The 26,123-nt window shown below is 57.9% G+C and carries 21 protein-coding genes and 4 pseudogenes; 19 read left to right on the top strand and 6 right to left on the bottom strand.

All coding sequences use genetic code 11. From position 1 onward, the window contains the following. Nucleotides 1-89: 89 nt before the first annotated feature. Nucleotides 90-1,430: a fumarylacetoacetase gene (gene fahA / locus BLV07_RS41695; RefSeq protein ID WP_091898149.1), complete on the top strand. Its 1,341-nt coding sequence runs from the start codon at nt 90-92 to the stop codon at nt 1,428-1,430. 6 nt (nt 1,431-1,436) lie between these two features. On the opposite strand, the pseudogene BLV07_RS41690 reads toward fahA, so the two are convergent. After that, a pseudogene (locus BLV07_RS41690) lies at nt 1,437-1,939 on the bottom strand (transposase); the annotation flags it as partial. Nucleotides 1,940-1,951: 12 nt separating this feature from the next. On the opposite strand from BLV07_RS41690, the pseudogene BLV07_RS50530 reads away from it, so the two are divergent. Both BLV07_RS50530 and BLV07_RS41685 read left to right on the top strand, forming a co-directional pair. Beyond that, nucleotides 1,952-2,298: pseudogene (locus BLV07_RS50530) on the top strand (ISNCY family transposase); the annotation flags it as partial. Between the two features lie 452 nt (nt 2,299-2,750). Beyond that, the gene (locus tag BLV07_RS41685; protein WP_091898147.1) at nt 2,751-3,770 is read left to right on the top strand and encodes a hypothetical protein; all 1,020 of its coding nucleotides are present in this window, start codon (nt 2,751-2,753) and stop codon (nt 3,768-3,770) included. Between the two features lie 167 nt (nt 3,771-3,937). Here the strand turns inward: BLV07_RS41685 and BLV07_RS41680 are convergent, their stop codons facing one another. Next, on the bottom strand, nt 3,938-4,420 hold the full coding sequence (locus BLV07_RS41680; protein WP_091898181.1) for a MarR family winged helix-turn-helix transcriptional regulator: 483 nt from the start codon (nt 4,418-4,420) through the stop codon (nt 3,938-3,940). A 513-nt stretch (nt 4,421-4,933) separates the two neighbouring features. Here BLV07_RS41680 and BLV07_RS41675 point away from each other — a divergent pair. Then, nucleotides 4,934-6,448, top strand: a complete 1,515-nt coding sequence (locus BLV07_RS41675; protein WP_091898145.1) for a porin — start codon at nt 4,934-4,936, stop codon at nt 6,446-6,448. Between the two features lie 446 nt (nt 6,449-6,894). Here the strand turns inward: BLV07_RS41675 and BLV07_RS41670 are convergent. The 4 genes and pseudogenes from BLV07_RS41670 to BLV07_RS41655 form a co-directional block, all read right to left on the bottom strand. Continuing rightward, nucleotides 6,895-7,235: pseudogene (locus tag BLV07_RS41670) on the bottom strand (transposase domain-containing protein); the annotation flags it as partial. A 107-nt stretch (nt 7,236-7,342) separates the two neighbouring features. Continuing rightward, complete coding sequence (gene tnpB, locus BLV07_RS41665) at nt 7,343-7,651, bottom strand: IS66 family insertion sequence element accessory protein TnpB (protein WP_091898143.1); 309 nt, start codon at nt 7,649-7,651, stop codon at nt 7,343-7,345. Between the two features lie 428 nt (nt 7,652-8,079). Next, complete coding sequence (locus BLV07_RS41660; RefSeq protein WP_176946111.1) at nt 8,080-8,496, bottom strand: hypothetical protein; 417 nt, start codon at nt 8,494-8,496, stop codon at nt 8,080-8,082. A gap of 510 nt (nt 8,497-9,006) precedes the next feature. After that, a complete protein-coding gene (locus BLV07_RS41655; RefSeq protein WP_091898140.1) occupies nt 9,007-9,483 on the bottom strand; it encodes an Lrp/AsnC family transcriptional regulator in 477 nt (158 codons plus the stop codon). A gap of 182 nt (nt 9,484-9,665) precedes the next feature. Between BLV07_RS41655 and BLV07_RS41650 the strand changes: the two genes are divergently transcribed. The 15 genes and pseudogenes from BLV07_RS41650 to BLV07_RS41585 form a co-directional block, all read left to right on the top strand. Then, on the top strand, nt 9,666-11,144 hold the full coding sequence (locus BLV07_RS41650; protein ID WP_091898179.1) for an NAD-dependent succinate-semialdehyde dehydrogenase: 1,479 nt from the start codon (nt 9,666-9,668) through the stop codon (nt 11,142-11,144). Between the two features lie 10 nt (nt 11,145-11,154). Next, nucleotides 11,155-12,543 (top strand): aminotransferase, encoded by a 1,389-nt coding sequence (locus BLV07_RS41645; protein ID WP_091898138.1) that lies wholly within the window; start codon nt 11,155-11,157, stop codon nt 12,541-12,543. Nucleotides 12,544-12,657: 114 nt separating this feature from the next. Next, the gene (locus tag BLV07_RS41640) at nt 12,658-13,419 is read left to right on the top strand and encodes a EutQ-related cupin domain-containing protein (RefSeq protein ID WP_091898136.1); all 762 of its coding nucleotides are present in this window, start codon (nt 12,658-12,660) and stop codon (nt 13,417-13,419) included. Nucleotides 13,420-13,559: 140 nt separating this feature from the next. After that, a complete protein-coding gene (locus BLV07_RS41635; protein WP_143035683.1) occupies nt 13,560-14,345 on the top strand; it encodes a cupin domain-containing protein in 786 nt (261 codons plus the stop codon). Nucleotides 14,346-15,220: 875 nt separating this feature from the next. Further along, the gene (locus tag BLV07_RS41630; protein WP_091898132.1) at nt 15,221-16,300 is read left to right on the top strand and encodes an ABC transporter substrate-binding protein; all 1,080 of its coding nucleotides are present in this window, start codon (nt 15,221-15,223) and stop codon (nt 16,298-16,300) included. Between the two features lie 333 nt (nt 16,301-16,633). Next, nucleotides 16,634-16,810, top strand: a complete 177-nt coding sequence (locus BLV07_RS50525; RefSeq protein ID WP_091898130.1) for an ATP-binding cassette domain-containing protein — start codon at nt 16,634-16,636, stop codon at nt 16,808-16,810. Nucleotides 16,811-17,505: 695 nt separating this feature from the next. Beyond that, nucleotides 17,506-18,018: an IS66 family insertion sequence element accessory protein TnpB gene (tnpB, locus tag BLV07_RS41620; RefSeq protein WP_143035682.1), complete on the top strand. Its 513-nt coding sequence runs from the start codon at nt 17,506-17,508 to the stop codon at nt 18,016-18,018. Nucleotides 18,019-18,475: 457 nt separating this feature from the next. After that, nucleotides 18,476-18,757 (top strand): hypothetical protein, encoded by a 282-nt coding sequence (locus BLV07_RS47050; RefSeq protein ID WP_143035681.1) that lies wholly within the window; start codon nt 18,476-18,478, stop codon nt 18,755-18,757. 37 nt (nt 18,758-18,794) lie between these two features. After that, nucleotides 18,795-21,236 carry a GcvT family protein gene (locus BLV07_RS41615; RefSeq protein WP_091898126.1) on the top strand — a complete coding sequence of 814 codons (2,442 nt, stop codon included), beginning with the start codon at nt 18,795-18,797 and terminating at the stop codon, nt 21,234-21,236. Nucleotides 21,237-21,303: 67 nt separating this feature from the next. Then, nucleotides 21,304-22,053: an electron transfer flavoprotein subunit beta/FixA family protein gene (locus tag BLV07_RS41610; RefSeq protein ID WP_091898124.1), complete on the top strand. Its 750-nt coding sequence runs from the start codon at nt 21,304-21,306 to the stop codon at nt 22,051-22,053. A 15-nt stretch (nt 22,054-22,068) separates the two neighbouring features. Then, nucleotides 22,069-22,998 (top strand): electron transfer flavoprotein subunit alpha/FixB family protein, encoded by a 930-nt coding sequence (locus BLV07_RS41605; protein ID WP_091898123.1) that lies wholly within the window; start codon nt 22,069-22,071, stop codon nt 22,996-22,998. Between the two features lie 37 nt (nt 22,999-23,035). Beyond that, the gene (gene purU / locus BLV07_RS41600) at nt 23,036-23,920 is read left to right on the top strand and encodes a formyltetrahydrofolate deformylase (protein ID WP_176946112.1); all 885 of its coding nucleotides are present in this window, start codon (nt 23,036-23,038) and stop codon (nt 23,918-23,920) included. Continuing rightward, a complete protein-coding gene (gene folD, locus BLV07_RS41595) occupies nt 23,920-24,840 on the top strand; it encodes a bifunctional methylenetetrahydrofolate dehydrogenase/methenyltetrahydrofolate cyclohydrolase FolD (protein ID WP_091898119.1) in 921 nt (306 codons plus the stop codon). Before purU ends, folD begins: the two co-directional genes overlap by 1 nt. Before the next feature lie 507 nt (nt 24,841-25,347). Next, nucleotides 25,348-25,662 (top strand): annotated as a pseudogene (locus BLV07_RS41590) (IS110 family transposase); the annotation flags it as partial. Nucleotides 25,663-25,867: 205 nt separating this feature from the next. Then, nucleotides 25,868-26,123, top strand: a 256-nt coding sequence (locus BLV07_RS41585) for a helix-turn-helix domain-containing protein (protein WP_143035680.1), incomplete at its 3' end; no start/stop codon positions are given.

Genomic DNA, 26,123 nt, shown 5'->3' with positions numbered 1-26,123 from the left:
CTCTATTCGAGCCTCAGTTGGGGAAGCGAGGCGGCGGATATCAGAGGTGGGCGCGTCCCACCATCGCCACAAGTGCGTACAGGTGAACAATGGCACAACTCGACGAGACACATGATAGGAAGCGACTGAGCTGGGTAATTTCCGCGAACGGTCATGCTGATTTCCCGATCCAAAACCTGCCGCTTGGTATATTTTCGCCTCCCGGTAATTCGGAGCTGCGGGGGGGAATCGCGATCGGTGACATGATTTTGGATCTCACCGCTGCAGCGGAAATAGAGTGTTTCAAAGGCGAAGCGCGAGAAGCTGCGGAAGCAGTGTCATCGGGAAACCTGAACGATCTCTTCGCTCTTGGCCCTGCGCATCGACAAGCGCTACGAAAGCGAGTTTCGGAGCTTCTTGATGCCAAAGGACGAGACGCCGAACGCATCTCGATGATCAGTGGCCGTATACTGCATCGAGCAGTCAATTGTACGCTGCATCTCCCAGCGCGGATTGGCGACTATACCGATTTTTATGCAGGCATCCATCACGCCACAAACGTCGGAAGGATCTTTAGGCCGGACAACCCGCTCCTGCCCAATTACAGGCATATCCCAATTGGATATCACGGCCGTTCCTCCTCTATCGTGCCTTCAGGTACGCCCGTACGGCGTCCGGCTGGGCAGCTCAAAGCGCCTGCCGCTGCCAGTCCGAGTTTCGGTCTGACGCAGCGACTTGATTACGAACTCGAACTTGGGATCTGGATCGGGCAAGGCAATTTAATCGGTAAGCCGATCCCGATCAGCGAGGCGGACCAGCACATAGCGGGATTTTGCCTGTTGAATGACTGGTCCGCGCGCGATATCCAAAGCTGGGAGTACCAACCCGTTGGCCCGTTCCTATCTAAAAATTTCAGCACCACCATTTCGCCCTGGGTAATTACTCCTGAAGCGGTTGCGCCTTTTCGGATCGCACAATATCCGCGATCGGAGGGGGAGCCGCGGCCACTGCCGTATCTATGGAATGATCGCGATCAGCGCGAAGGAGCGCTCGACCTTGATCTGGAGGTGTTTCTTATGACGCCCGGATTAAGAGAAAAGAGGCTGTCACCACAACGAGTCGCCATAGCTAGCACGCGGCACATGTATTGGACCGTGGCGCAGCTTCTAGCTCACCACACCTCAAACGGCTGCAATGTTCGACCGGGGGACCTCTTTGGCTCGGGAACGATCTCGGCACCTACAGCATCCGGTTTCGGCAGCTTGATCGAGACAACGGCTGGTGGTGGGCAGCCAATTCGTCTGGAATCCGGTGAGGAACGTCGTTTTCTTGAAGACGGCGATGAGGTAATCCTTCGCGCACGCACACGGACGGATAAGTTTGTTCAAATTGGCTTCGGCGATTGCTACGGTAAGATCAGGTCGGGCGAGTCAATCGTATTTGGTGCGTAGGTTATCGGCATGGGTGTCGTTCGAGCGTTTCTGGCCGTGGAAGTCCGGTTCGGCATTGCGCCCGCCGCGCGCCCGGCGGTTCCCCAGTATCGTCCTTGGGTTTGACACTCTTCATCGAGGCCCAGGCCTCGATCAGCGTGCCATCGACCGAGAAGCGATCGCTCGACAGAAGCTTCTTCACCTTGGGCTGCGCCAGCACCGCCGCCAGGAACTTGGCCGCGATTTCGTCTTCCAGCAACCGGTCGCGGTTCTTCGAGAACACTGGATGATCCCAGGCGGCTTCGTCAATGCCGATTCCAACGAACCACCGGAACAGCAGGTCGTATTCCAGCCGCTCCATCAGAAGCCGCTCCGAGCGGATCGAATACAACGCCTGCAACAGCATCGCCCGCAGCAGCTTCTCCAGCGGGATCGACGGCCGCCCAATCGGCGAAATAGAGCGCGGCAAACTCGCGCTCCAGCGTCGATAGCGCCTCGTTCACGATCGTCCGGATCGCTCGCACCTGATGTCACGCCGCACCCGCGCCCGCGTCAATGAAATCTATGCCGGCCTGGATCCGGTCGCCTTACTGCGCGATATCCGAGCCGTGCAGGAGCAGTTGGCCAATCTCACCGATGCCGCCCCAGCAAGCCATCCAACTGCGATGTCGCCGATCGAACAGTTCTTGTCGAGCTTGCAAATCGCGTGGAAAGACGGAGCGGGACGCCCCAACGACAGGCCAATTGCGAAGTCGAAGCGAGAGCGGCGACGCCCTGATCCGCTCGTCAAGGCTACGTACAGCTACGCGAATGGTTCGAGGCCGAGCCGTGGCGGACCAGCAGCAAACTCCTGTCCAAGCTTCAGGCAGAAAACCTCGGGGTCTACCCGGCGGCTGGCGGCCTTGACCACGCCCGATCACCGGTCTGTCGGCTTTGCAAGCGCAGGGTCGAGGTCCAGTCGGGTGCGGCCGGCAGCAAGTGATCTTTGCGGCTGATGCGTCGCGTGACCGCTCGATCGAAGCCTCTCATCACCTGCGCAAAACGACCAAAGCCATTCGAATTCTTCAGATCCGAGCAGAATTTCGGCGATGTAAGACACACATTAGCGAATTTCGTCGTTAGAGGGGCGGTAGCCTTAACGAATCAAGAACAGCTGAAGATTGCGCATCGAATATCTAGCGGTACTCTTGCAGCCGCTTCAGGTGCTCTCCATACAGCGACGGGATCATTTAGCGCATGCTGAGCGGATGGTGAGGATCCGAGCAAGGGGCAAGATGGATGGAGAGTGCTGCTTGGCCTCATGGGAGGGGTGATCTTGCATCTACACGGCGAGAGGCTGCAGTGTTCATCGGCAATCTCGAGGACATGTTCGGGGCGACAGGGCGACAGAACTGGGTCTCGAGATGGACAAACATCGGAGATGCTCACTGCCTTGTTGGTGAACTGAATAGCAAAAAGGGGGCCTCCGCTGAGGCAGCCGAGGCTTGGCTGTGCGCGCTAACCGCCTTTGAAGTTGCTAGGCGACTTGTTGATAAAGACGATCCAGAGGGTAAAGAAGTTTCGGCCAAAGTCGAAACCGGCATTCAGAGACTTGAATCATCCCTGGACCACCAGCTCGAGCGGATATCAATTCCCTGCTACGATCAAACTGAACTTCTGGCCTACTACTTGCCCGCAGGCGGTCCTGATCTGTGCGCCCCGGCAGTCATTTGCATTAGCAGGGAAGAAGAGCCAGGAGCGACCCTACTCGGAAGGCTGCTGCCCGTGGTGATCGGTCGGGGCATGTCAGTTCTCGTCGTCGCACACGACGACCTCTCAAATCACTGGCGCGGCCAATCGGATATGTTGTTGTCTTGCTGTTTGGATTACTTGTCGCTTCGGCCAGACGTTGATGCCGCTCGCATTGGCATCTATGGGGAGGGGATGTCGGCTGCTCTGGCGACGCATTTCGCTGTGTTCGATAACCGGGTTGCTGCGGCGGTTTGCGACGGCGGCGCTTGGAATTCGGTTCGGGTTAACGCGTCAGTCAAATGGATAACGGGCCATGCTGAGCCAGTGGATGAGGGCGCATTTTCGGCGCGTCGCTTGCGACTATTGCGGCAGTTGAACTGCCCAGTTCTTGTGGTCGCTGGCGGGCGCGGCATCGTCAGCGTGTCGGAGGCGATCAAGCTGAAGGCTGACTGCCTCGGCGCGCGCACTGATTTGGAGCTGACCATACCGCCGATGAGCCGGACCACCGTGGGAGAGATCGAAAATTTTCTGAGTTCCGATGATTCGATCTTCGGCTGGCTGGAGCGTAAGCTGCATACACGTAACCCTTGTTGCGCGGGGCGGCAGGGCAAATCTCGTGGACACCGTTGATGTCGAGGTCGACGCTTCTAATCGTATCCGTACGCGTCGAACGTTCGATACAGAGCGATATCAATACGGATCGCAAGATACCTCGCGATCGGTATTGTGGATTATGGCGTGCCAATTGAGAAGAATTCGCCAGGGGCTGGCGACCTTAGCACTCGGACGATATGCGCCTACAATATTCCAATAGTTAGTTTTTGAGATGCCAAGCGGCTATTCTTGGCAATCGAGGTTAGTCGGCGGTTGAGGTAGTAAAGCGAGTCCTCATCGAGGCCGTCAAACATTGTCGAGTTCAAGGCGCGTCTTTTGATCGACAGATTAGTGATTTCTGCTCGCGCCTTTTGAGTCAGAGACATCTGTAGAAATCTGGCGTCATCCGGCGACGTCACGCGGGCCAAGAAGTCCATTTGTTCGAGCTTCTTTGTTTGGTTGGTGACGAAGGCGGGATGGATTCGCAGTTTATTCGCAACCCCGATTCCCGAGACCCCGCGACCTTCGTCAAGCTCGTCAATGGCCATCAGGATCAGCCACTGTGGTTCGCTTATTCCCAGCATCTGGGCCCAGCTCTTATGTATTTCCTCGAGCTGGGAGTGGATTTCGACAATGTTCCAGATGAAGTCTGTAACGGCTCTCTCGAATTGTTCTTTCTCAGGCATGTTGGTCTTCCGCCAATTCTCGGTCTCGCTCATAGCGCGCATTGCTGATTCCTCGTTCCGGGAAAGTACACGTGCCAAGCCACCCGAAACAGAGCTCGCAGGACACATCCAGCTATAAAAAATCAATTGACATATGCAATTGATTTCGAGTATCTAAGCACCAGACCGTTAAAACATTCTTACCAACGGTCATGTCGAATCTCCAAGAAGAGCCTCCGAGATGCCCCTCGGGGGCTTTTTTGTCGCCCAGCGCATGCCTACCTCGTGAAGGGAGCCGGTTTCGGCTTTAAAACTGGGTCGAGCGAGTGAGCTGTTGCCGGATTGCAACGTACTTTGGAGAAAGAGCGGTTCACTTCATTGCTTAATTGCATAAATTGATTTTAGAAATTATACGACGACGGACAGCGAGGGGACGCCTCGAAGTCGGTCCGTCAAGCACCGCCGATTTAGCGGGAATCCTAGCGGCGGATCTTTGAAGGACGGAAACGGCGTTTCCAACTTGGAGGTTCATCAATGAAACTGACGAAGGGTCTTATTCTTGGTTCCGCAGCCGTGTTCGCAGGAGCCGGAGCGCAGGCAGCAGATCTTCCCGTAAAGGCGAAGGCAGTCGAGTACGTTAAGGTCTGCTCATTGTATGGCGCCGGATTCTACTATGTTCCTGGCACGGACACTTGCATGAAAATCGGTGGTTATCTACGTGCGCAAACCATGTTTGCGAGTCACACGATAGGTGACGCCGCCAACAGTGGCCTGGGTGCCGCGCATAATCGCCTCAGCAATTACTACACCAGCAGGTCTCGTGGTGCCCTCACTCTGGATACTCGCACTGCGACGGAGTACGGCGTGCTTCGGACGTACTTCTACGGGGTCTACACTTGGACCACGGGCGGCTATAACGGGGCCGGCACCGGCCTCACGGGTGGGGGTACCACGTACAGTTCGACGACCAACGTACCCGGCGGCGGTTCCCTTGGAGTATTCGACGCTTTCATCCAATTCGCTGGCTTCACCTTCGGTAAGGCTCAATCGCAGTTCTCTTCGCCATGGGCTGAGTATCCGGGCAACTGGAACGAGCTGGCGGGTGGGGGTGGCTGGGAGCGCGTGAATCAGATCACCTATACCGCCGACTTTGGTCAGGGTATCACCGCCGCCTTCTCAGCTCAGGATCAGGTCCTCAATTATACTACCAACATCTGGAATGTCAGCGGCGCGACGGCCGCGGGTCTCGCGACGGGTGCCTACGGTGCCAACGACATCGGCGGTTCGCGCAGTCCTGACCTCGTCGCTATGGTGCGCGTTGACCAGGCTTGGGGTCTCTTCCAGGCGTCGGTGGCCGCCCACGACAATCATCCCGCCTACTATGGCGCGACTGAGCTCACCGGTCATCCGGACTCCAAATGGGGATGGGCTGGTCAGCTGGCATTGTCGATTAAGAATCTCCCGACTGGCCCGGGTGACACGATCAACCTGCAGGGTGTCTATACGTATGGCGCGAGCCGTTACAACTTCAACAGCTACATGGCGACCACTATTGCAATGTATGGTGGTACGGGCGTCGCTGGTGCCTACCAGAGCGTCGGACTCGCCGGTCTTTCTGACTCGGTCTTTGTTGCAGGCGCAGGACAGGAGCTGACGAAAACCTACGGCCTCAACGGTGCCTATATCCACAACTGGGACCCGCGCTGGGCTACCAGCATTTTTGGTGGGATCGGCGCTGTGCGCTACAACAATACAGCCAGAAACTATATCTGTGGTGCGGTCGTCACCGGCCTCGCATTGTCGACCGGCCTTGCCGGCTGCAATCCTGATTTCAATTATGCGACCGTCGGTACGACGACTTACTGGACGCCCGTCAAAAACCTGACCTTCTCGGCCGAAGTCGCTTACACCATGCTCGACCAGAAGTACGCGAGCGGAAGCACTGTGACGCTGCCGCTGCAGGCGGGTATTGCCAAGCCGAGCGCAGTGTACGAGCTCAAGAACCAAAACAGCCTCACTCTGCTGCTCTCAGCTCAACGCAACTTCTGAGTCTCCGCCTAACGGCTCTGTAGTTCTACGTTCGACGTCCCCGGCGCAATCGCCGGGGACGTTCTTTATGCCGAGTATTCCCAACAGAGTCTGCTCGGCCTTTTTCGTTTTGCCTCGACCAATGAAGCTCAATTCCGGCGCACGAAAGCAAGCTGGGAGTCCCGAATAGCAGAGCATTGCTTCTCGCGCACTCTGGCATCCTGCGATCGACGAGGGGCATTTTGGAGACGTCGAGACCTCGTCGAGGGGAACGTTGAATAGGCGCTCAACTCCGGTCAACATATTTTCCCGGCACTCGGGATGGCAAGCGCGCCATTTGGACCTGATCCGCCAGATTGCGGACGATTACTATGTCCTCCGTTTCGACCGCGAAATGATTATGCCTGCCCGGCGACGGCTGCGTAGCTCCATACTGCTGGCGCGGCACCACTTCCAGCGTCAGCGTCACGTCCTCGCCGGGCTCGCGTAAATCCCCGCACCGTCGTCGTCTTGACCACGGCCCATTCCGCTGCAAGCTCGTCCTCGGTGGCGTTGGCTTCCAGCTCTTCGAGTGCCAATGCCACCTGCTCGATCAGCCGCGCCGAACGCTCTGATCGTTGGCCGTAGATCTGATGCTTCAGCTTGGCGATCTGCAGCTTCTGCTGTGCAATCAGCGCCTGGTCTTCCGACGCTTTCGCGCGGGCGACCGCGAGTTCGGCCGCGATCTCCAAACTCTTGGGCGCTCGACTGCAAGCGCATTCTTCAGGGCGGCAACGTCATGCGGAACAGCGTCGCGGTCGGCATCCATGTGACGCAGTGAATCACAGAATGACGCGAGGTGACTCCCCAAAATGGCGGAAGCCGCAGATTTCTTCGCTCAGCCCGCGCTTTGCGGTCGACAACTCAGTTGCGGATTCAGTCAGTCGATGACCTCGCGCATATAGGCCATCTGCGCCGCTGCGATCGATACCGCGCCGGCCGACGCCGCGGGCCAGATGAACTTCCCATGGTCAAGGCGCTTAGCGTGAGCGACATGCCCAGCCCATCGTGCCAATGAATCTTAACCAGGTCACGGCGGCGGCCCCGGAAGATGTAGAGATCGCCGGCATGGGAATCGAGCTTCAAGCTCTCCTGAACCGTAAGAGCCAAGCTTTGCATGCCGCGACGCATGTCGGTGTGGCCAGTGGCGATCCAAACCCTGACGCCGCTCGGAATAGGGATCATCGCTGCAGCGCCTCGCCGTCGACGTCCCGGTCAACGCGAACACGACAGCCACCGCCAAGCTCGATCTCGATGATTCCGGCCCTTGCGCGCTGCGCGGGGCTGAAGACGCCGGTTGCAGCGTGCTGATCGATACCGGTGCCGGCGCAGGTGTGATCTCGACAGGAACAAGAGCTGGCACGGCATCACCACACGCGCGCCTGCCGACGCCATATGAAAAACAGGCTCGGTGCCACGCCATATCGTCGCGCCACCCCACAAACAGTCTCAGGCCTGCACGGTCGAGGCGAACCTTCTCGTCGTAACTCCAGCGACGCCGACGTTCGACGCCCAATACCTTCACCTGCACTCGCCACATGACCTTAAGGCTAGAATTAAAGTCAACCCTCAGGCAGGCTCGTCGGACCGAACAAGGTGGCCGCCACCGGCTTTCAATTACCCACATTTCCAGCAGCTGCGATCTCGGCGCTGAGTTCGATATCTGTGAGTCTCGAGAGGCCGCGCCAGATGACAACATTTCCAGGCGGCGGATCGCCCGCCCTAGCCAGGTAGCCACCCAATCGTGCAAGTTTGGTAAGATAGAATGCAAGGGTTCCAGGGCGACATCGTCGATGGCTCGCGCCGCTGATGAGTCGATCGAGCAATGCGATCTCGGTGTCCGTCAATGCGAGCTTCGGTGACGCGTCTGGGGCGATGCGATTGAGCATGGTGAGCCAGAGGACGCGCCAACTGAGAATGCAGAAGACCGCCATTAGATTGGCAAGTCGCTCCGCGGTCCGGAGTTTTGAGTCTTCTGCCTTGCAGCCCGATTTCAGGATCTTGTGGAACACCTCGATTTTCCACCGCATGGCGTACCAGTTAATCTCTCGATTGCTTCGGAGCGACTGCGGACGGCTAGGTCTGTAATGAGCTTCCACTCAATCGGTTTACGGCCCTTTGGCGTACCGCGCTCGGTCGCATCGCGCCGGATGCGCCGCATGGAGCCGCACAGGTCGACAGTGCGCCACGCCGATCGTGAATTGGGGGACGTGGTTCTTGAAAGCGCGACCGTGGTCGTTGCTCCATCTCGAAGATCGATATGAACGTGATCGGTTCAATCGGAGAGCAGGATGCCACTCATCTTGCAGGGAGCGGCAATCAGGACCGGCCAAATGGCTGCGAGTGTCGATGAAGTAGACTACGCGAGCGAAACACACTGGAGGGTTTTGGAGGTGCTGAAACTTGTCGAAGTGCCGGCTCGGGACGCTTTCGATTGAGGCGCAGACTACACAGCCTCCTACGTACACCGTTCCATGCGAGCAAGTGATGAAAAAACGCGCGAACGCCGGGATGAGCGGCATCAGACGCTGCGTGTCTAGTCAATCTCCGTCCGGAATCTCTACCGGAATCGCAAAGCCGGCCTTTACGCGGTCCATCACGACCATTGTCTTGAACCCCTTGATGTCCGCGTTCTCATAGAAGAAGCGGCGAGTGAATTGCTCATATTCCTCCATGTCGCGCGCAGTAATGTATAGAACAAAGTCGGCGTCTCCGGTCACGTAGAATCCATTGACGACCTCAGCTGACGATTTGATCGCTTTTTTGAATTTGTCGATTATGTCAGAGCGCTCGCGCTCGAGCGTCACTAGCACCAGCATTTGAATAGGCCTTCCTACCGCCTTCGCCGCAACGATCGAGACATCAGCCTCGATGATGCCTTCCGAACGAAGTCTCTTCAGGCGTCGCTGACACGCGGTCGCAGAAAGTCCGGCTAGCTCGCCAATCACCTCGGACGTCAGACGGTTGTTCTTCTGTACGATCTCTAGGATGCGGGCGTCTGTTCGGTCGTATTGCATAATCGGACTCCAGGTGAATTCCGTCGCAGAACAGTGCTGTGGTGCAGAAAACCCTGGGAACGACGGCGAAATGCGACGTAAATCTGTTTGCGACATTAGTATCCTGGATGTCCGGTGGATTTCAACAAGCCACCGCGAGGGACTTTCAAATGGTTGTTCAAACTGCCCGGAAGAGTCCGGATCTGGTCGGTCTTGCAACGAGATATCTGAATGGACTGCGCCGTCGCGATTTTGTCGAGGGGGCCGCGCTGATTGATGGTGGCTGGATTGCGAGCTCGCAAAGAGATGTCGTGGTCGATCCGGCTACAGGGGACGAGATTGCGGATGTTGCTCGTTGCAGTGCCGCGGATATGGCTCTCGCGATCGCGGCAGCGGAACGATCATTTGCTGCATGGCGACAATTATTGCCGGCAAAGCGGGGCGCCATTCTTAGATCCTGGGCGTCATTGTTGCTCGACCACTCAGAAGAGCTTGCCATCCTGGTGACAAGCGAGCAGGGCAAGCCGCTTGCCGAGGCGCGCTACGAAATCGTCTACGCTGCTGGATTTCTCGATTGGTTCGCTGCAGAAGGCGAGCGGGCATACGGAGAGACGATTCCTAGCCACAAGGCTGGAAGTCTACTCCAGGTGCGAATGCAGCCGATCGGTGTCGCGGCGGCGATCACCCCGTGGAATTTTCCTGTCGCCATGATCACACGCAAGGCTGGGGCAGCACTTGCTGCCGGCTGTCCAATCATTGTGAAGCCCGCTCCGGAGACGCCGCTCTCGGCCCTTGCCGTGGCTAGATTGGCCACTGAAGCCGGTGTCCCGCCCGGCGTGCTTCAAGTGCTCGTCGGTGATCCCATCGAGCTTTCGGCGCCTCTGTTGCGCGACACTAGAATACGCGCTCTTTCGTTCACCGGTTCTGCGCAGGTTGGTCGCTTGCTCCTGGGGGCGGCGGCCCAGACAGTAAAGAAGGTGTCGCTTGAGCTGGGAGGGCATGCCCCCTTTCTCGTCTTTGATGACGTCGATCTTAATAAGACCGTCACAGGGGCTATCGCCGCGAAGTTTGCCACGTCGGGTCAGGACTGCTTGGCGGCTAACCGCATCTACGTACAGAGGGGCATCTACTGTGCCTTCGTTGAGGCGTTCGCTGCGGCAATGAATAAACTTAAAGTCGGTCACGGCCTGGATCCTGCAACAGACATTGGACCAATGACGAAGCTGTCAGTGGCTAACAAGTGCAGAATGCAAATCGACGATGCGGTGACCAAAGGGGCGCGGGTTATCTCCACGAAGCAAGATGAAAAGCTGGCTTCGACCTTCGTTTTTCCAACGCTGCTGAGTGATGTGACTGAAGACATGCTCATTGCGCGTGAGGAGACATTTGGGCCGGTGGTTGCTGTGCTGCCATTCGACTCTGAAGACGAGGTCATTGCCCGAGCTAACGCTAACGAAATGGGCTTGGCTGGCTACGTTTATACGGACAGCTTGCGACGCGCGCTTCGCCTTTCTGAGCAACTCGAGTGCGGCATGGTTGGTGTGAATACCGCCTCATTCACGGGCCCCCCAATTCCGTTCGGCGGATGGAAGCAGTCTGGGCTCGGCCGTGAAGGATCGCGGCACGGCTTAGCGGAATATACAGAACTAAAATACGTCTGTTTTGGCGATGTGACGGGCTAGGAGAATTGATATGACTGATGTTAAGATCATCGCCGAGCTCGATCGTTCTAGTGTTCTGCATCCTTTCACCCAGCTCAAGGACTTCGCCACTGGAAAGATTGGTGATCCGACTATCGTCGCTGGGGGGAAGGGCATCCGCATTGAAGATGCGCAAGGGCATAGCTACATTGACGGCTTTGCTGGCCTCTACTGTGTAAACATTGGATACGGCCGAACCGAAGTGGCTGAGGCCATCGCGCGGCAGGCCTATAAGCTCGCGTACTATCATACATACGCGGCGCACACGACCGACGAGTTGGCCATTCTGTCGGATCGTCTCGTAAGAATGGCGCCCGGCAAGCCGAGTAAAGTATTCTTCGGTTTGTCCGGATCGGATGCCAACGAAACTCAGGCTAAGCTCGTTTGGTATTACAATAATCTTCGTAGTCAGCCTAAGAAGAAGAAGATTATTTCGCGCGAGCGCGGCTATCATGGCTGCTCAGTAATTTCCGGTTCTATGACTGGGATGTCCTTCTACCATGATCATATGGATCTTCCCTTTCAGGGGGTTTTGCATACAGGCACGCCGCACCACTATTGGGGCGCTGAGCCAGGCGAGACGGAAGACGCGTTTTCTCGCCGACGCGCCGCCGAACTTGAAGAGTTGATCGTGCGCGAGGGGCCGGAAACCATTGGAGCCTTTATTGCTGAGCCGGTACTGGGCACTGGAGGGATCACGCCGCCTCCGGCCGGTTACTGGCGTGAAATTCAGGCCGTGCTCAGACGCTACGACGTCCTTCTAATTGCGGACGAGGTGATTTGCGGATTTGGTCGAACCGGGTCAGACTTCGGCAGTACCCTATACGGGATCGAGCCAGATCTCGTGACGGTCGCCAAAGGTCTGACATCAGGTTACATGCCGCTCTCGGCAGCGATCGTCGGCAAGAGAGTTTACGCGGTCATGGAGGAAGCGGCCGATCGCGTCGGAGCATTTTCGCATGGTTATACCTATTCCGGCCACCCGATTGCGGCCGCTGCTGCGAACGCAGTCCTCGATATTGTCGAGAAGGAGCACCTAAGCGACCGCGCTAGGATCGTCGGCTCACACTTCCAGAAGCGACTCAAGGAACGCTTTGCGCAGCTGGAGATCGTTGGCGAAATCAGAGGCGTCGGCTTGTTGGGCGCGGTCGAGTTCGTTGCGGATCGTCAGACGAAACGGCGATTCGATCCGGAGCTCAAGGTTGGCGCCCGGATCTCGAAGGCTGCTCGTGATCGGGGGCTTATTGCACGGGCAATGCCGCATGGCGACATTCTTGGCTTCGCTCCACCTCTCGTTGTGTCTGAAAGTGAAATCGATGAGATTGTTGATCTCGCGTATCGAGCGACAAAGCAAGTAATGGATGAACTGGCGGGCAACTGACGGAGTATTCCCTGAGCGGTCAACCGGCGCCCCTTAACTGGCTGCGCGCCCTTCACTGGCCGCAGTGAAAAGAAAGTGCCATGGGGCCTGATTGAAACTCGAGAGGACAAGGTAATGACGCAAAAGACGACGAATGAAGTCGTGCATATAACGTATCCCAGCATGACTTGGTCACGAGGTTATATCCATGCTGGCGGCGACTTCTTTGCCTGCCGGCTGATCACCGTCGCAGATGATCCCCGAGGACCAGGGCCGGCGATCAGTACGACGCTTGGCGCTGGAATTACAACTTATGACGGTTGCTCCATCGAGCAAACGCCGCCCACGATGCATGACGAGACCTTCGTCGTGCTTGGTGGAAATCTGCGACTACTCACGGGTGAGGACTACAGTCGTGTGATTGAGGCGAAATTCGGCGACGTACTTTGGCTACCCAAGGGAGCCCTTTGGAAGTTCCAGGGTGAAAAGGCTAGTATATTTTACGTCGTATACCCGGTTATGGCGAAGATGCGTACCCCAGCGGTGGTAACTGGAGCGTCGAAACCTGAAGCAATCCATCTGAAGAGCCAGGACATGGTCTTTTCGCAAGTGCATGGAGATGCTGGCGGCCATGCGGCTAGCTGCCAACTGGTTACACCGGATCGTGGTGGGACGATGGGCGTTGCAATTCGCACCTATGACGGTTGCTCGATCGAAACGACGACGACATACGACGAAGCCATCGTTGTGCTTGGTGGAATGTTACGGATCCTCACTGACGACAACTACAGCCGTTCGATCGAAGCAAAGTTCAGCGATGTAGTTTGGGTACCTAAGGGAAGTCGGTTGAAGTACCAAGGCGATAAAGCCAAGGTGTATTCCGTCAGACATCCCTAGAGGCGGGGCCGCGAAAGGACCACTGATGAACCTCAGTGAATTCAGCATCTTCACGCGCGGCGTTCGGGGCGTCGATGTCGACCCAAACCGCAGTAGTTGCATTGCAAGTACGTAGAGGGCGGTGATAGCGGCTTTCAACGATGTCGGGGCTTGCTGCAACTCTGCCAATGGTCGCGTTGCGTACGGAGGCAATCGATGCATCTCTCTTCCGCGTTCAGGCACTACAAGCACGCCTAGCGACGCCAGCCAGGTTGCTAGGTGAAGGTCGGTTTAGCGACGCCGGCCGGAGAACATTTTCTGATGTTACCGACGAGCGGCAGGCACTGTTGTCGACCATCGAGTTTAATCGCGAGGAAATCTTCGAAGATTTATCGTGGCTTCATTCGTGCGAAGAGCCCGAATCCCCCAGACGGTTTCGTGCGAGCTGTACTGACAAACTCAAGGAGGCACTGAAGATGAGGAAGTTGGAGACACTAATTGAAGGCAAGGACGAACCGGTACTCGTCCCGTGGGCTCAGCGGGACCTGAATTGGCGCGAGCCGAGTGTACCTGATGTCGTTAAGCTTGGTTGGCATGGCACGAGCGTTGGCCCGACCATCCAGGGCGTGAATTTTAGATTCTTCCCGTATTACTTGCCTGTGGGCCAAGCTAGACCTTTCCATATTGCGCACAATTTGGAGCTTGTGTTTTTTATGCTTGAGGGCCAGATGGAGATCGGCGTGGGCTCGAATCCCGACGAACTCCGGTATTTTCAAATCGGCAAGTACGACACTTTGTTCATTCCCAACGGCGTGGGCGTCGATTACCGTAACACAGGTCAGACCGATGTTCGGTATGTGATGGCCAATAGCCGCGTTGGCGAATGGCCCAAAGAATGCGTCTATCACTTTCCGGGTGAGGAAAAGCCCTTCGTACGAAAATTTTAGGCTTAATCTGGCGATCAATAGCCTGCTCCGGGCGGAGAAGCCTTGAGCGGGCGCACCTTAGGATTTGCCGGACCGCCGCGTGTCGGACGATGTAGATATAGAAATGTTGTCGTCCATGTGACGGTGGCCAGCGGTTTGAACTTGCGCGAGACATTCTAGATCATTGCCGGGCGCGATGTTTGGATGTGGTCGCGGTCGCATGGGGTTTCCGTCACCCTCAGCAGCCGGCTGGAGCGCTCGACCGGACCGATATTGGGCAACGCGCCATTATGCTTCTTTCGGCCTCCAGCAGCACATGAGCCACTTGGCGCAGCTCTCGGTGTCGCCTTGGTCTTGAGGCTATCGCGCGTGTATTCGTCACCGTGTGTTTAATTTCGTCGATTCTACGCCGATCTTCGCCGACTTTGTGCGTCGATGCGTTCCTAGACTCTTTTTTGCCGGCTGCCTTGATCGGCACACCAATGAGGAGTTCCGCAGCATGTCCTCTAAGTATATCAGTACACCCCCACACGGGACCGTTGCCGGAGGATCACGTGATCTCCGAGATCCTCAACAACCCGATAATAGGCGCGCCTTTGCGCACAAGGAAGTCTCGCTCAGCGGAGCCATTGCTCGTTTGGTCAGCGCATACGCTGCAGGTGTAAACTTTACCGCCCGTCGCTCGCACGACAACTCTCACGCTGTCGGGCGTGCTGACCTCGAGACCGTGACAAGGTCGCGGCCCGACCATTTGCAATTGTACGTCCCCTCGGCCGCCCGACGCGTTCTGCTCCGCGTCATCGTCGAAGGCGACAAAGCTAACTTGATTACGAGCGCGTCCACGAGCTGCGTCAGCGCCAACTATCGACTTCGTTGCTACTAGGAGGAGGTACCATATGCATTACAAGCGCGCTTTCATCATTCTCAGTGCTGCCGTTACCGCATGTCTTGGGGCGGCTTCGCCAGCCGCGTCCCAAGACAAGGGGCAGGTTGTCATCGCGTCGACCGGAGGGACGTTCCAAGACGCCCTGCGAGAGGCCGTCTTAAAGCCATTTGAGAAGGCCACGGGAATTAAGGTCATCGAAGCGGTTGGGCCGAATATGCCAAAGCTGCGCGCCATGGTCGCCACCGGAAATCCCGAATGGGATGTCACGGAGGTGCTACCAGGAAATTTCGAGCAGCTGGCGAGCGAGGGTGCGCTGGAACGGCTCGACTACACCGCGATGGACCAATCGGTTTTCGGGGATTTTCCTAAGGAGACTATTCACCCCTTTGGCGTCGGAACGACAGTGTATGCAACGGTGATTGCTTTCAACACCAAGAAATACACTCAAGCTAACGGACCAAAAAGCTGGGCCGATGTATGGGATATTAAGAAGTTCCCAGGACCGCGTGTTCTGTACGCCGGTAACGCATTTGTTCCTCCGATCGAAGCCGCACTGATGGCCGATGGCGTTGCTCCGGGCCAACTCTACCCACTTGATTTCAAGCGGGCCTATGCAGCGCTCTCGCGCATAAAGCCGAACGTCGTAAAGTGGGCAGCCAATACAGCCCTGCAAACAGAAGCACTCACTTCCGGAGAGGCGGTGATTGGCCAGGGAGGCAGCGGTCGCATCCAGTTCGCAAAAGAACAGGGGGCTCCCGTTGATTACGTGTGGGATCAGGCGATGCTCGATCACTCTTGGTGGGCCGTCTTGAAGGGGGCAAAGAACGCCGCTAATGCGCAGAAGTTCATCGAGTTCGCCTCTCGGGCAGAGAGCCAAGCGGCACTCGTAAAGCTGTTCATTGTCGGCCCATTAAACAAGCGGGCATTCGATCTACTCCCTCCAGAACGGGCCAAGCTACTGCCCACGTATCCCGAGAACTTGGCCAAGACTGCCATGATGAACCGCGGTTGGTGGGCAGAAAGGGATAGTTCTGGAAAGAGCAACTTGGACATCAATAACGCAATGTGGAACGCGTGGATCCTACAGTGAGTAGGAACTTGGGCTGCAAGCGATTGGAGCTATTGCTTGAGACGAGGCTGAGCAGTAAAGCAAACGTGCAACTATGACAACGACCCAAAATGGCAAAAGGTGAGTGACCCGGACAGGGGCTGCACCCGCCTTGAGGGCCGCAGGCGCCAGTCTACGTGTTAGACTTCGTAGTCTGAGCTACTCGCCATCAGAGGCGTCGTAGAACGACAGTATGCTGACGGAGCGTTCCAGGTTCAACTGAGCACTGAAGCTCGCAGACGTCTGAAGCAAAGGACGGCTGCGTGCAGTTGCGGACTCTAACTAAGTAGTACGGCAACTTTCGATCAGTCGACGATGTGTTCATCGACATCCCCACCGGACGGAGAATTCGTGACGATACTGGGCCCGAGCAGCTCCGGAAGAACAACAGTACTCATGATGATTGCGGGCTTGGCGGGGCCATCGGCCGGCACGATTCTGATCGGCGCAATGTCCCCAGCCTCAGACCGCTGTATCGCGACCTTGGCGTAGTCAAGAGCTGCGCAATCTTTTCTCATTGGACCGTTTGCCGAAAACATTTGCGTTCCCCTCTCGGGATGCGTCAAAAGAGCGAAGGCGAAATTCGACGGAGAGTCGCAGAATACTTTACCTGGTTCGGTTGCCTAATATTGCAGAGCGGATGCCAGCCCAGTTTTCTGGTATTAATAGTTGCGAGTTGCTCTCGCCCGCTGGTCTTTGTATCTTGCGCGAGAGCATGCAATTTGAGCTCCGCGAACTACATCGCCGGTTCGGAGCCACGATCAACGTGACACATAACCAATCCGAAGCTCTCGTGATGTCGGACGCGCCGTCATCATGCGCGATGGGTTGCGCAATCCGGGTCTCCAAGCTTAAGCGGCAAAGAGGGCCGAGTGGGTGAGCGATCAGCTATCGGTGCGGAGCTGTGAGCCGATGTAAGTTTCTATGTCTGCGCCTGGTTCTGAAACTAGAACTTTCCATATGATCGAAGCGGTCGCCGAGCGTGTTTAGGGGGCGCCGCGACATTCGGACGAGTTCAAAGCGCAAGTTGTGAGAGAGGCGCTGGAGCCTGGCGCGAGCGTATCGGGGGCGCTCGCCGGATCGGCATTCACCCGTCGCTCTTCGCCTGGCGCCGTGATGCTCGGGCCGAGCGGCGCTATCCCTCGCGGGCGAGTTGCGAGATTGTGTTGGCGTCTGTGGCAGATGCAGTGATCGAGATTGCCATTGGCGAGGTCGTCGTGCGCGCCGGCGTGGATGTCGATGAGGCGCACGTGCAGCGGGTGATCCGGACGGTCGGTCCGTTCGGCATGATCCCCTCTGGTGTGAAGGTCTTCCTCGCCAGCCACCCGGTCGACTTCCGTAAGGGTATCGATGGTCTTGTTGCACTTGTGCGCGATGCCGGATCAGATCTGTTCGACGGGGCGCTTTATGTGTTCCGAGGCAAAAGAGCCGACAGAATCAAGATCGTATGGTGGGATGACTCTGGCGTGTGCCTCTATTTGAAACATCTTGAAAAGGCGAAATTCTGCTGGCCGCGGATCGGGTCATCATCGGGTGCAGCTAACCTCCGGGCAGTTGATGGCACTGGTGGATGGGATGGACTGGAAGCGGGGTCGGTCAAGCCTATAGCGCGACAATCTGGATGGGAAGTGCGCGACAACAGCGGCGTGGTGACGATTGCCGCGAACCCTGTTGCGCGCAAGGGCTTTATTAACGGCTGATTGTCGCGGAGCGTAGGCGATCTTTGCGTTCAGCGCCACATCGATTTTTCCGTCTCGTCTACTTCATGATCCGCTCCGTTTTAAACGGAACGGCCTCCGCACAATCTAAGCCGCCGGTCCAAAATCCGGGGTCCACTTCAAGTTCGCGCGGATCCGACGGCGCGAGCACTAAGATATATTTCCATTAAATTGTCGTGTCGCCGGAAGCATATCGCGACTTCTTCCCATTCAAGCCTAGTCGAATCGTTGCGACGGACATTGTCGGGCGTGCCACTTGCGTAATTCCTGCAGGAAATGCGCTGTGCGTGCGTGTTTCCGGCTTAGGGCTTCGTGATTGCGACGTGAAATATGCTGTGTGATGTGGAATCATGCCACCAACGGAAGGGCTCGTCGTGCCCGACGTTCGGCCGGCTTTCGTATTGAACCTTTGTCTCAACAAGTCTCGGAGTAGACGACGATGACCGTTAGAAAATGGCGCAGCCTTTCCCGAGATCTGAATCATGCGCCGGCTCGCCGTGGTGAAAGCGGAGATGGCGAAGCGCGCGATCGATCGCTGGTCGTGCACGACACGGCCAACGTGACCTATCTATGTACCGGCATCCCAACGGTCATTCCCCAAGCGTTGGTCGTATCGATGAAAAAGGACGAGCCAATATTCATCCTGCGCAAGATGGATGCGCCGGCGAAGTGCTCACAAAGCCGCGCAAGCTATTCGAAATCTGACGCAGCTTGCCGATAACTCTGATACGACCTCCAAAAAATCTAAGGAATTTAGCGTGACACTACCTTCACATGCGCAGGTCGTCGTTGTCGGCGGCGGCATCATCGGGACAAGCGTCGCCTATCACCTGACCAAGCTCGGGTGGCGGGACGTTGTAATTCTCGAGCGCGGCCAGTTGACCTGTGGCACGACCTGGCACGCTGCGGGACTTGTGGGGCAGCTGCGCTCGTCGCACACAGGGACCGAGCTGTGCCGATACGCCGTGCAGCTGTTCAACGAATTGAAAGAGGAGACCGGCCAGGAGACAGGGTTCCGTCGAACGGGTAGCTTGGCATTGGCGCGCACACCCGAGAGGTTGACCGCGATTGCCCGCCTAGTCACACTGGGCAGCTGCTACAACGTTGAAGCCCACATGGTGTCTCCCGAAGAAATCGGGCGGCGCCACCCCTTGATTGACACCAAGCGGTTGGTTGGTGGTGCGTATATCCCCGGCGACGGCTCGACGAATCCGGTAGACACCACGCAGGCCCTTGCGAAGGGTGCGCGGCAGGGCGGTGCGAAGATCATTGAAGGCGTGACCGTGACAGGCTTCAACGTAGAAAACGGTGTGATCCGCGGTATTATCACGGACAACGGCAAGATCTCGTGCGAAAAGGCGGTCCTCTGCGCGGGTGCGTGGTCCCGCGAACTCGCCAAGTCCGTTGACCTCAAGGTGCCGCTGTATGCCGCGGAACATATGTACGTCGTGACGGAGGGGCACAAAGCCATCACGCCGAACCTTCCCGTGCTGCGCGATGGCGACGGCTTCGTGTACGTCAAGGAAGACGCTGGCAAGCTCTTGGTCGGCACCTTCGAGCCGGTGGCCAAGCCCTTGCCGATGTCTAAGCTGCCGACCAATTTCTTCTTTGGTGAACTCGGCCCGGACTGGGATCATTTCGAGAAGTCGTTGTTGAACGCCGTGGAGCTGATCCCGCTCCTTGGGAGCCTGGGCATTCGTCACTTCCTCAACGGGCCCGAGAGCTTCACGCCCGACAATGGCTTCATCCTCGGCGAAGCTCCCAACGTGGCCAAACTCTACGTCGCCACGGGGTTCAATTCGCAGGGGATCGTCATGTCGGCGGGCATGGGTCGGGCTATGGCTGAGTGGATCGTCCAGGGCGAGCCGACGGTGGACCTCTCTAGTTTCGACATCTCACGATTCAGCGGCTTCGAAATTAACGAGCGGTATCTTCACGATCGAATCTCGGAGACTGTTGGCCGGCTTCAACAGATGCCCTGGCCTAATCGGCAATTCGAATCCGCGCGTCCCGTTCGGGAAACTCCCCTCCATTCACGCCTCCAGAAGTTCGGGGCCGTCTTCGGCAGCGGCGCGGGCTGGGAGCGAGCCAACTGGTATGCCCGCGACGGTGTCAAGCCCGAATATGAATATTCATACGCGCGCCAGAACTGGTTCGGATGCGTCGGGGGCGAGCATCGTGCGGCGCGTGACGACGTCGCCCTGTTCGACATGTCTCATTTTGGAAAAACCTTCATCGAGGGGCCAGACGCCGAGGTGGAATTGCAGCGGATCTGCGCCAACGACATGTCCGTGGAACCGGGAAATCTGGTGTACACGCAGATGCTCAACACGCGGGGTGGGATCGTCGCCGACCTCACGTTCACGCGCATTTCCGAGAATCGCTACATGATGGTCACCTCCAGCGGCGCACAGAGCCGGGACATCAACTGGATCCGGCGCAATCTGCGGCCGGACTCGCGCGTCGTCGTGACCGATGTCACCTCCGGCTTCGCTGTGCTGTCGGTCATGGGTCCGAAGTCGCGCGAGTTGATGCGTCGCGTATCGCCGGCAGACTTTTCGAACGACGCATTTCCGTTCCGCTCGTCGAAGGAGATTGAGATCGGCTACGCGATTGCAACTGCACAGCGCGTGACTTATGTCGGGGAGTTGGGTTGGGAGATCTATTTGCCGACCGAATTCGTCGGGCCGGTATTCGACCTTCTGATCAAGGAGGGCGAGGATCTCGGGCTGCGACTGGCCGGCGGTCACGCGCTGGAGTCGCTGCGGATCGAAAAGGGCTACCGCTCTTTCGGACATGACATCACGCCGGCTGATACACCGTTGGAGGCGGGCCTCGGATTCGCTGTGGCGTTCCGCAAGCAAGCGGATTTCACCGGTCGCAAGGCGCTCGAAAAGCAGAAGGCCGAGGGGGTCCAGCAGCGGCTGGCTTTCTTCCGCTTGGTGGACTCCGACCCCATCCTGTTGCATGACGAGCCGATCTACAGGGGCGGTGTCTACGTCGGAAGAACTACGTCGGCCGCCTTCGGCTACACGGTCGGGAGCTCTATCGCCATGGGCTATGTCCCGTATTCGCCGGATGACTGGGCCGGCTGGCTGGGCAATGGACAGTTCGAGATCGATCTGGCGGGTGTGAGGCACGCTGCAATCGCGTCGCCGCGGCCCTTCTACGATCCGGACAACGGCCGCATCAAAGGATAGAGGCGCAAGCCCACGGCTCGAATGCGGGCCGTGCGCTCGAGCCAGATTGAATTCGAGGAGTTCGGATATGAAGGTTCTCGTTCCGGTCAAACGGGTTGTCGACTTCAACGTGAAGATCCGCATCAAGCCGGATGGATCGGGAGTCGACACTGCGAACGTGAAGATGTCGATGAATCCATTCGACGAGATTTCAGTAGAGGAAGCGCTGCGACTGAAGGATGCCGGCAAGGCCGAGGAAGTCGTCGTGGTGTCAATTGGTCCGGCCAAAGCCGAGGAAACGTTGAGAACAGCGCTGGCCATGGGTGCGGACCGGGCGATCCTCGTCGAGACGGCGGATGCGGTCGAGCCGCTGGCCGTTGCCAAGATCCTGAAGGGCATCGCCGACGCCGAAAGGCCCGGACTGATCATCGTCGGCAGGCAGGCGATCGACGACGACTGCAACCAGACCGGACAGATGCTCGCCGCTCTACTCAGCTGCTCGCAAGCGACTTTTGCGTCGAAGATCGAAGTGGGAGACGGCAAGGCGATCGTGACGCGCGAAGTGGATGGCGGCCTGCAGACGATCGCGGTGAAGCTGCCGGCGGTAGTGACGACGGACTTGCGCTTGAACGAGCCTCGATATGTCTCGCTGCCCAATATGATGATGGCCCGCAAGCGGCCGTTCGACAAGAAAACCCCAGCCGACTACGGCGTCGACCCGGCTCCAACGCTCAACGTGCTCAAGACGGAGGAACCCGCCGGTCGCAAGGCGGGCGTCAAGGTAGGTTCGGTCGCCGAGCTTGTCTCCAAACTGAGGGCCGAAGCCGGCGTTCTCTGACCCATAGGATACACCGTGGCTATTCTTCTTCTTGCCGATCACGACAACCGCACCCTGTCCGAACAGACCGCCAAGGCACTGAACGCAGGACTGAAGATCGGCTCCGACGTCCATGTGCTGGTTGCTGGCATGGGTGCGCAGGCCGTTGCCTCCCAAGCGTCCATGCTTTCCGGCGTCGCGAAGGTTCTTCTCGCCGACGGCGCTGATCTGGCGCACCACCTTGCAGAGCCGCTAGCAGCCCTCGTCGTGTCGCTGGCCGACCGCTACGACACCATCATTTCGGCTGCGACCAGCGTCGGCAAAAGTGTCATGCCGCGCGTGGCTGCCCTTCTCGATGTGGCACAGATCTCCGAAATCATCGAAGTGGTCGCCCACGACACCTTCAAGCGGCCGATCTATGCCGGCAATGCCATCCAGACAGTGCTCGCGGCCCAACCCAAGAAAGTTATCACTGTGCGCACGACGTCATTCACCGCCGCCCAGAGGAATGGTTCGGCGCCCGTCGAGACGATCGCGGCAACCTCCAATCCGGGACTCTCTACCTTCGTTGCGGATGCGCTGTCCACCACCGAACGCCCAGAGCTGACCTCCGCCAGGATCGTCATCTCGGGGGGGCGTGCGCTCGGTTCGCCCGAGAAGTTTAGGGAAATGATCCTTCCTGTCGCTGACAAGCTCGGGGCGGCGGTCGGCGCGTCTCGTGCCGCCGTCGATGCAGGGTATGCGCCGAACGACTGGCAGGTGGGCCAGACGGGCAAGATTGTCGCGCCCCAGCTCTACATTGCATGTGGCATCTCAGGAGCCATCCAGCACTTGGCCGGCATGAAGGACTCGAAGGTCATCGTCGCGATCAACAAGGATGAGGAAGCGCCGATCTTCCAAGTCGCTGATTACGGTCTGGTCGGCGATCTCTTCGAGATATTGCCCGAATTGGAAAAGATGCTTTGATGATGCCGCGCGGAACTGCAGTGATCAAGCCATGCAGATGAACAAATTCACACTAACCGTATCCTGCAACAGCCGCCGCGGTATCGTCGCGGCCATCTCCGGTTACCTCGCCGGAAAGGGCTGCAACATTGTGGACTCGTCGCAATTCGACGACCTCGACACCGGCAGGTTCTTTATGCGGATGAGCTTCAACTCCGAAGACGGCGTCGACCGGGCCGCCCTGGTCCAAGGGTTAGAGCCGATCGCGGCGGAATTCGGCATGGACGCCAGGATTCATGATGGAACGCAGCGCATGAAGGTCCTGGTCATGGTTTCGCGCTTCGGACACTGCCTCAACGACATCCTTTTCCGCTGGAAGACTGGCACGCTGCCGATCGATATCGTGGGTGTCGTGTCGAATCACTTCGACTACCAGAAGCTAGTGGTCAATCACGACATCCCCTTCCATCACATCAAGGTTACAAAGGACAACAAGCCGGAGGCCGAGGCCCGGCTCATGGAGATCGTGGAGCAAACCGGTGCCGATCTGATGGTGCTTGCTCGCTATATGCAGATCCTGTCGGACCAGCTGTGCAGGAGGCTGTCGGGGCAGATCATTAACATCCACCACTCCTTCCTGCCGAGTTTCAAGGGCGCCAATCCCTACCGGCAGGCTCATGATCGGGGGGTGAAGCTGATCGGTGCGACCGCGCACTATGTCACCTCGGATCTCGACGAAGGCCCGATCATCGAGCAGGACACGGTTCGCATTACGCATGCCCAGAGCTCCGATGACTATGTATCGCTGGGCCGCGACGTCGAGAGCCTGGTCCTAGCGCGCGCCATCCACGCGCACATCCATCACCGGACCTTTATCAACGGCAACCGGACTGTCGTCTTCCCGGCAAGCCCGGGCAGCTTCGCCTCGGAGCTCGTCGGGTGATGAGCGCGGCTCGCGTCATTGACGGCAAGCACGTAGCATCAACCGTTATTAGGAGGGTGAAGCGAGCGGCAGACCAGCTTGAGAGGACAAGCGGGGTGAAGCCCGGCTTGGCAGTAGTGATCGTCGGCGACGACCCGGCAAGCCACACTTATGTCGGCGCCAAGAGTCGCATGGCAAGGGAATGTGGTTTTGCTTCGATACAACGCACGCTGCCAGCCGAGACGACGCAGGAAGAATTGGCCTCTGTCGTGCAGTCGCTGAATGACGATCCTTCGATCCATGGCATTCTGGTGCAGCTGCCGCTGCCGAAGCCCTTGCAGTCGGACCTTATCATCCAATCGATCCTACCCGAAAAAGATGTGGACGGCTTGCATGTAGTCAATGCCGGCAAGCTCGCCACGGGCGATCTGGAAACCGGGCTTGTGTCCTGCACGCCGGCAGGCGCAATGGTCTTTGTGCGCCGTTCGCATGGGAACGACCTGTCCGGCTTGAATGCCGTTGTCATTGGCCGTTCGAACCTGTTCGGCAAGCCGATGGCGCAGCTTCTGCTCAGTGCGGATGCGACGGTGACGATGGCGCATTCGCGCACGAAGAACCTTCCTCAGGTCTGCCGCAATGCCGACATTCTTGTCGCTGCCGTTGGTCGTCCCGAGATGGTGAAGACGGATTGGATAAAGCCAGGAGCAACGGTGATCGATGTCGGCATCAACCGGATTGATGCACCGGAAAACGGCGAAGGCAAGACGCGTCTAGTTGGTGATGTCGCTTTCAAAGAATGCGCAGAGATTGCCGATGTTATCACGCCTGTTCCAGGCGGCGTCGGACCGATGACCATCGCGATGCTAATGGCCAATACCGTCATTGCTGCGTGCCGGGCAAACGGTATCGCACCGCCTCGTTTCTACGATACAGAAATATAGATTATCCTCACAGGTAGTGTCGATCGACCGCCCGCAATCGCATGAAGTGTTCGGCGGCGCGCAGCAACCTGATTCAGTCGCCTGAACTCCCGACGGAGGAGGACAAGATATCCCAATCTTTCGCCGATCGGGTTCGCGATGCTCGATGTATGCCGGGTACAAAATTGCGTGACGTGACCGGCCGTGCGTCGCCGCTGGGCGGAGAAGAGCCCAGAGCGGCGTCGGAGAAGCGCGCATCCGAGGCCCCTTCGTCGAAGTTGGGTAAGACGAGCCGCTGGACCTCGCGCCCGCCGCGACGAAGACGCTCATCTCCGAATATGGCAACTGACCGTGCCCCTGGACATAATCCAGATTGAAGTTCGCTCTGGCCCATATGAGGACCAGAGCATGAAGCGCAGCCGATTTACGGAAGAGATGGGGTATTCGGTCCCGATCGCCTGACCTATTTGCCGCGCGGCACGTTTTGGCTGACGATCATGGACCAACTCCATCCGAAGGAGAAAAGTCATGATCTACGTCGGCCTCAATGTTTCGCTGAATTCCGTTGCGGTATGTGCGGTGGACGAGACCGGAAAGCTTATCCGGGAGGGAACCACCTTGGCGGACGCGCCATCGATTGTGCAGCACCTCGAACCATGGGCTGGTCAAGTTGAACGGGTGGGCCGTGAGGCAGGACCGACGTCAGAATGGCTGACCGCAAATCTAATCGAACTGGGGCTGCCGGCCGTCAGTTTGGAGGCTCGCCAGGTTAAGGCGGCACTTTCGGCCATGCCGGTGAAGACCGATCGGAATGACGCCCGTGGGATCGCGCAGGTGGTGAGGTGCCGATTCCGAGATGATGGTGCGCAGCGTACCGAGTTGATGGCGCGCAGGGTTCCGAAATGATCGCGCGCAGCATTCCAAGCATTGTCCGCGCAGCATTCCGATTTGATCGCGCGCAGTTTCGGATGGTGTGAGGCCCGATCGTTGGGCCATTTCTCCGGCTGGAAGCAGCTGGGAGGATTGGATGCCGACGAGGAGGGTTATCATGCGCCAGGTGCGCGAGATTGTGAGGTTGAGCCTTGAGGCTGGGCTCTCGACGCGCGTGGTTGGCGAGCGCGTCGGCATCGGGCCGACGACGGTACGTGACACACTGAAGCGGTTTGGGCGCGCGGGTCTGGTATGGCCAGTCCCGGAAGCGATAAGCGACGCCGAGCTGGAGCAACTGCTGTACGGGGTGCCCGGCGTGAAGCCGGGTCGCCGCAAGGTGGCAGAGCCTGACTGGCCCGTCATTGCCCGCGAGC

Source organism: Bradyrhizobium sp. Rc2d (assembly GCF_900099855.1).
Taxonomy (GTDB): domain Bacteria; phylum Pseudomonadota; class Alphaproteobacteria; order Rhizobiales; family Xanthobacteraceae; genus Bradyrhizobium.
Note: the sequence above shows the minus strand (reverse complement) of the source record. Positions and strands in the feature narration are given on the sequence as shown.

What these genes read in the sequence shown, in the direction of transcription:
- BLV07_RS41630 (WP_091898132.1), top strand. Translation starts at nt 15,221, where the DNA reads ATGCATTACAAGCGCGCTTTCATCATTCTCAGTGCTGCCGTTACCGCA.
- BLV07_RS41655 (WP_091898140.1), bottom strand. Translation starts at nt 9,483, where the DNA reads ATGCAATACGACCGAACAGACGCCCGCATCCTAGAGATCGTACAGAAG.
- folD (WP_091898119.1), top strand. Translation starts at nt 23,920, where the DNA reads ATGAGCGCGGCTCGCGTCATTGACGGCAAGCACGTAGCATCAACCGTT.
- BLV07_RS41680 (WP_091898181.1), bottom strand. Translation starts at nt 4,420, where the DNA reads ATGCCTGAGAAAGAACAATTCGAGAGAGCCGTTACAGACTTCATCTGG.
- BLV07_RS41660 (WP_176946111.1), bottom strand. Translation starts at nt 8,496, where the DNA reads ATGCGGTGGAAAATCGAGGTGTTCCACAAGATCCTGAAATCGGGCTGC.
- BLV07_RS41675 (WP_091898145.1), top strand. Translation starts at nt 4,934, where the DNA reads ATGAAACTGACGAAGGGTCTTATTCTTGGTTCCGCAGCCGTGTTCGCA.
- BLV07_RS41635 (WP_143035683.1), top strand. Translation starts at nt 13,560, where the DNA reads ATGTCGGGGCTTGCTGCAACTCTGCCAATGGTCGCGTTGCGTACGGAG.
- fahA (WP_091898149.1), top strand. Translation starts at nt 90, where the DNA reads ATGGCACAACTCGACGAGACACATGATAGGAAGCGACTGAGCTGGGTA.
- purU (WP_176946112.1), top strand. Translation starts at nt 23,036, where the DNA reads ATGAACAAATTCACACTAACCGTATCCTGCAACAGCCGCCGCGGTATC.
- tnpB (WP_091898143.1), bottom strand. Translation starts at nt 7,651, where the DNA reads ATGATCCCTATTCCGAGCGGCGTCAGGGTTTGGATCGCCACTGGCCAC.
- BLV07_RS50525 (WP_091898130.1), top strand. Translation starts at nt 16,634, where the DNA reads ATGTGTTCATCGACATCCCCACCGGACGGAGAATTCGTGACGATACTG.
- BLV07_RS41640 (WP_091898136.1), top strand. Translation starts at nt 12,658, where the DNA reads ATGACGCAAAAGACGACGAATGAAGTCGTGCATATAACGTATCCCAGC.
- BLV07_RS47050 (WP_143035681.1), top strand. Translation starts at nt 18,476, where the DNA reads ATGACCGTTAGAAAATGGCGCAGCCTTTCCCGAGATCTGAATCATGCG.
- BLV07_RS41610 (WP_091898124.1), top strand. Translation starts at nt 21,304, where the DNA reads ATGAAGGTTCTCGTTCCGGTCAAACGGGTTGTCGACTTCAACGTGAAG.
- BLV07_RS41645 (WP_091898138.1), top strand. Translation starts at nt 11,155, where the DNA reads ATGACTGATGTTAAGATCATCGCCGAGCTCGATCGTTCTAGTGTTCTG.